We start from the raw sequence: 4,881 nt of genomic DNA on the forward strand, positions 1-4,881 counted from the left end.
ACGCACGCCCGCCCCTCACGCACGCCCGCCCCTCGCGGTGGCCGCGCGGCCGACCGGTCACCGTCCCGGCGCACGGCACCGGAGCGCCCGGGGACGGCGTTGGCCGTGACGCTTCCGGCCGGGACCGGTGCGCCTTTCGTCCGCGCGACCGCCCGCCGGGCGGCTCAGGCGCCCGCGGCGAGGTGGCCGGCCAGCCAGGCGGGGAACCCCGGCAGCCCGTCGGGGAGCACCACGTCCGCCCCGGCCTCCCGCAACTCCTCCGCCCCGTACGGCCCGGTGGGCACGGTCACCGACAGCGCGTTCGCCGCGACCGCGCCCCGGATGTCGCCGAGGTGGTCGCCGACGTATATCCCGGCTCCGTGCTCGCGCAGGGCGATCGCCTTCGCCTCCGCCCACAGGTCGCCGACGAGCACGTCCGGGGTCAGTCCCAGGTGGTCCAGGTGCAGCTTGGCGTTGGGGCCGTACTTGGCGGTGACGACCAGGGCCCGTCCGCCCGCCTCCCGGACCGCCGCGATCGCCTCCGCCGCGCCGGGCATGGCGGGGGTGGCGGCGATGCCGTGTTCCGGGTAGAGCGCGCGGTACCGGTCGGCGACCTCCGTGATCCGCCCGGCGGGGAACCAGTGCGCCAGTTCCTGCTCCAGCGGGGGCCCGAGGCGGGTGATCGCGAGGTCCGCGTCGATGAACACGCCGGTCTCGGCGGCCAGCGCCGTGTAGGTGGCGTGGATGCCGGGGCGGGAGTCGATGAGGGTCATGTCGAGGTCGAAGCCGACGATCGGCGGGGCGGAGGCCATGCCCCGCATTCTGCCCGGCGCGGGGTCGGGCCCGACGGCCGGGCCACCGGGGCGGGGCCGGGTCACGCCGGGGGTTTTCCCGTGGCCCGGCGGGTTCATCGGGGTTCCCGGGCCCCTACGAGGTCCTCGGGACCCCACCGGGCGGCCGGGGGAGTCCCTCGGCGACCCCGGGCCGGGAGACCGCGACCAGGGGTGTGTCCGGATCGGTTCCGGGCACCGCGAGCAGATCACGGACCGGCGCGTCGTGACCCCTGCGGTCGAAGGAGCGGTTCTCCAGCCACTTCACGGAGCCGACGAAGTGGATCCGTCCGGCCGGCGATTGCCGATCGGCTCCGACGGGGTCGGGGTTGTTCCGCCGATTCCACCATCCACCGATCGCCGAGGTGTCGGGCCGTTGCTCGTCCGGCAGGAGACGAAGCAGCGATTCACGGATGAGGGGCTCGACCGCCCGCCCACGCCATGTGGTCCATGAGCGTTCGACGCGATCGAATGCCACGTCGCCCCTCCCCCGCTCGATGAGCGGCAGCACCCGGGGCTTGAAGGCCGGCCGGAAGCGGAGGTGGGGATCGGCGATCCGGTACCGCCTGTTCTTCGTGTCGGTGGTGGTGGAGAGCGGCCGGTCCGTCTCCACCACCCGCTTGTCGCGCGGCACGGCGAGAATGGGCGTCGGTGTGCCGGAGGGCAGACCCTCCGATCCGCCCACCGGGGCGGCGATGGCCCCGAAGGTGCGTTCCCCCGCCCCGATGGCCTCCGGCACGGACCGGGCCCGGGTCGTTCCGGGAAATTCCCCGAGCAGTGAGAGCTCCCCGGCCACGACCGGCGGGGAGAGCGGATCCCCACACGCCTCCCGCAGGTACCTCCGCCGGTCCGTTCCCGGCTTCCGGGAGCGGACCAACTCCGGAAACCCGCCGGTGATCAGAAGCGCGTCAACGGCTTCGGCGGCGGGAAGCCCCGTCATGGCACGAACATCCGCCGGGTTGAACGGTCTCACCACCATCCGACCGGCGCGGCCGAAGAAGGGTCGGCCACAGGTCTGGAGCGCCTCCATCACGGAGAGGCCGCTGCCCACCAGGACCAGAAGGACGGGTGTGGCCGAGAGGTGGTGGTCCCACACCGTCTGCAGCGCTCCTCACCCGGACCCGGCCGGGTCCGGGCGTCAGCCGGAGGGGGGCGGGAGGATGCCGCACTCCAGCGCCCGGGTGACGGCCCGGGTGCGGTCGTCCACGCCGAGCTTGACGAAGATCCTGGCCAGGTGGGTCTTCACCGTGGCCTCCCCGATGAACAGACGACGGGCGATGTCGGGGTTGCCGAGCCCCTCGGCGACGAGCCCGAGCACCTCCCGCTCGCGGGCCGAGAGCCGGGGCCGGCTTCCCCCGCCCCGGGCCCGGGCGACCAGTCGGGCGGCGACCGGGGGCGAGAGCGCCGTCTCGCCGGCGGCCACCGCCCGCACCCCGGCCAGGATCTCCTCCCCCGGGGCCGCTTTCAGCAGGTAGCCCCGGGCCCCGGCCTCGACCGCCCCGAGGATGTCGTGGTCGCCCTCCCATGTGGTGAGGACCAGGACCCGCGTGCCGGGGTGGTCGGCGGTGATCCGGGCGGTGGCGGCGACCCCGTCCCCACCGGGCATCCGCAGGTCCATCAGGACCACGTCGGGGGACCGGGTGGCCACCAGTGCCACCGCCTCCTCCCCGTCACCGGCCGCGCCGACCACCTCGACGCCGCCGGCCCGATCCAGGAGGGCCACCAGGCCCTCCCGGACGATCGGGTGGTCGTCCACGACCAGCACCCGGACGGGCGCGGCGCCCGGCCCCGCCGTCACGCGGCCCCTCCCCGACCGGCCGCCGCGGGGGCCGGGACGACCGACGCCCCGCACTCCTCCCCGACGGGCAGGCGGACCGTCAGCAGGGTGCCGGGGCGGCCGTCGCCCGGCGGCCCCACCGTCAACTCCCCGCCGATGGGCAGGAGTCGGTCGCGCATTCCCGGCAGGCCGAACCCGGCCCCGGTGTCGGGGGCGTCGAGCGGCGCACCCCGGCCGTCGTCGAGGACCGTCAGGACGGCCTCCCCGTCCGCGACCCGCAGGGTCACATCGACACGGTGCGCGGCGGCGTGCTTGCGGACATTGGCCATCGCCTCCTGCGCGCAGCGCAGCACCAGCACCTCCCGGTCGCGACCGAGTCGATCGACGGGGCCGGTGACGGTCACGGCGACCGGCAGGCCGGTTTCCCGCCGGAACCGCTCCCCGAGGCGGACCAGGGAGTCGGCGAGGCCGTTGCCGTGCGGCGGGGCGGCGTTGGCCGCGATCAGGGCACGCGCCTCCTCCAGCGCCTCCCGGGCGGTGGTCTCGATGAGTTCGGGGATGCCGGGGTCCTCATCGGTGCCGCCACCGTCGGACTCCTCCGCACCGGTCTCCCCGCCGCGCGCCCGCTGGGCGAGGACGACGATGCCGGTCAGGTGCTGGGCGATGGTGTCGTGCACCTCGCGGGCGATGCGCTCGCGCTCGGCCGCCGCCCCCGCCTCCCGGTGGGCGGTCGCCTCGGCCCGCCGGGACTCGCGCACCTCCTCCAACAGCCGGTTCCGCTCGGCGCCCCAGTTGCCGAGATGGGTGATCCAGGCGCCGGAGGCCGTGCCGAAGAGCAGGACGGCGATCTGGAGCGCGCCGACCGTCCACGGGTTGCCGCCCGTGGGCGGGTCGAGGTCGAGGACGAACCGGCTGATGAGCCACGGCCCGTGGACGGCCGCCGTGCCCATGCCGAGAACGGTCGGGACGGTGACGACCAGGGCCCGGCGCACGGTGCCGGAGAAGGCCCACACCAGGGGCAGGACGATCAGTTGGAGCACCAGTGCGGCGGGGCCGAAGCAGGCCGCCGCCACCGCGATCACCGGCAGCAGCACCCGAGCGGGCACCGCCCGTGTCCCGTGCGGCGGCGGGTCCGTCACCCGGGTGGTGAGCGCACCGCGCACCCCGACCGCGTACACGATGACGAGCAGCGCCGAGCAGACCGCCAGGCCCCACAGGTGGGTGATGTACAGGGGTTCGACGAACAGGGAGAGGGCGAGGGTGCCCAGCGCCACCAGCGGCACCACCCCGTCCCACCACCGGCGGATGTTCACCCGGTACTCCCGAACCGGCTCTCCCCGGGCCTCCCCTCGCACGGCGTCCTCCACGGCCCTTCCCCCTTCCGACGGGCCGGGTGCCGGTGGTTCCGGCGCCCTCCCCGAGCCCTGACCCCATGCTCGCGGGCCGCCGGTCTCGGGCGCCGGCCCGCGGTCGGCCGACAGCCGGTGTCCCCCGATCGGGGGACACGGGGGCACGCCGCGGGTCACCACCCCTTGTCAACCCGGGGTTGACATTCCTCACTGTCACCCCCGGGTGGACAGCATGACGAATCCCATCACCCCCTCCCGTCCGGTGCGCCCGGACGACCTGATCGAGGCGGTGGAGCGCACGCGCGCCGACACCCTCGGCCGCCTCTCCGCCGCCGTCATCGCCGGCGAACACCTCGGGGAGGTGGCCGACCACCTGATCGGTCATTTCGTGGACCGGGCCGGCCGCTCCGGCGCCTCCTGGACCGATATCGGCGCTTCACCCCTTCCCGCCCCGGTGAGACCCGGCGCTCGACCCGAAGGACGGCTTCGGCCGCTTCACCCGCCGGGCGAGGAACGTGGTGATGGCCTCGCGGAACGAGGCGCGGCGAACGGGGCACGCCGAGATCCACCCCGCCCACCCGGAGCTCGGCCTCCTCTCCCAGCCGGAGGCGATCGGCACCGGCGTGCTGCTGGGAAGGATCGGGTCGGTCGACGCGGTCCGGGAGGCGGCCGAAACGGCACTCCCCCCGGTCACGGTCGACGCCGGGGTTCCCGACCTCGTCCCCTACGCCAACGCCTCCCGCAAGGTGTTGGAGTTGACCTTCCGCGAGGCCCTGCGGCTGGAGCACACCTCGGTCGGCACCGAGTACATCCTGCTCTCGCCGGTGAAGCAGGAGGGTGGCTCCGGCCCCCTGGCCGGGCTCGGCGTGCGGAAGCCGGAGGTGGAGGCGGACGTGGAGGCCGCCGTCACGGAGGCCGACCGCCGGGCGGCGGAGCGGGAGGGCGG

Annotated in this window: 4 protein-coding genes and 1 pseudogene; 1 reads left to right on the forward strand and 4 read right to left on the reverse strand. The window is 75.3% G+C overall.

Features of this window, described 5'->3' with window-relative positions; translation table 11 throughout:
- Positions 1-164: 164 nt before the first annotated feature.
- The 4 genes from FOE67_RS16535 to FOE67_RS16550 form a co-directional block, all read right to left on the reverse strand.
- Positions 165-800, reverse strand: a complete 636-nt coding sequence (locus FOE67_RS16535) for an HAD family hydrolase (protein WP_182665036.1) — start codon at positions 798-800, stop codon at positions 165-167.
- Positions 801-906: 106 nt separating this feature from the next.
- Positions 907-1,905 (reverse strand): ATP-binding protein, encoded by a 999-nt coding sequence (locus FOE67_RS16540; RefSeq protein ID WP_323384977.1) that lies wholly within the window; start codon positions 1,903-1,905, stop codon positions 907-909.
- A 42-nt stretch (positions 1,906-1,947) separates the two neighbouring features.
- Positions 1,948-2,607, reverse strand: coding sequence for a response regulator (locus FOE67_RS16545; RefSeq protein ID WP_182665032.1), 660 nt, complete (start codon positions 2,605-2,607; stop codon positions 1,948-1,950).
- Complete coding sequence (locus FOE67_RS16550) at positions 2,604-3,953, reverse strand: sensor histidine kinase (protein ID WP_182665034.1); 1,350 nt, start codon at positions 3,951-3,953, stop codon at positions 2,604-2,606. The genes FOE67_RS16545 and FOE67_RS16550 overlap by 4 nt, the downstream gene beginning before the upstream one ends.
- A 214-nt stretch (positions 3,954-4,167) precedes the next feature.
- On the opposite strand from FOE67_RS16550, the pseudogene FOE67_RS30810 reads away from it, so the two are divergent.
- Positions 4,168-4,881 (forward strand): annotated as a pseudogene (locus FOE67_RS30810) (Clp protease N-terminal domain-containing protein); the annotation flags it as partial.

This window comes from Streptomyces calidiresistens (assembly GCF_014141525.1).
GTDB classification, from domain to species: Bacteria; Actinomycetota; Actinomycetes; order Streptomycetales; family Streptomycetaceae; genus Streptomyces; species Streptomyces calidiresistens.

What these genes read in the sequence shown, in the direction of transcription:
- FOE67_RS16535 (WP_182665036.1), bottom strand. Translation starts at nt 800, where the DNA reads ATGCGGGGCATGGCCTCCGCCCCGCCGATCGTCGGCTTCGACCTCGAC.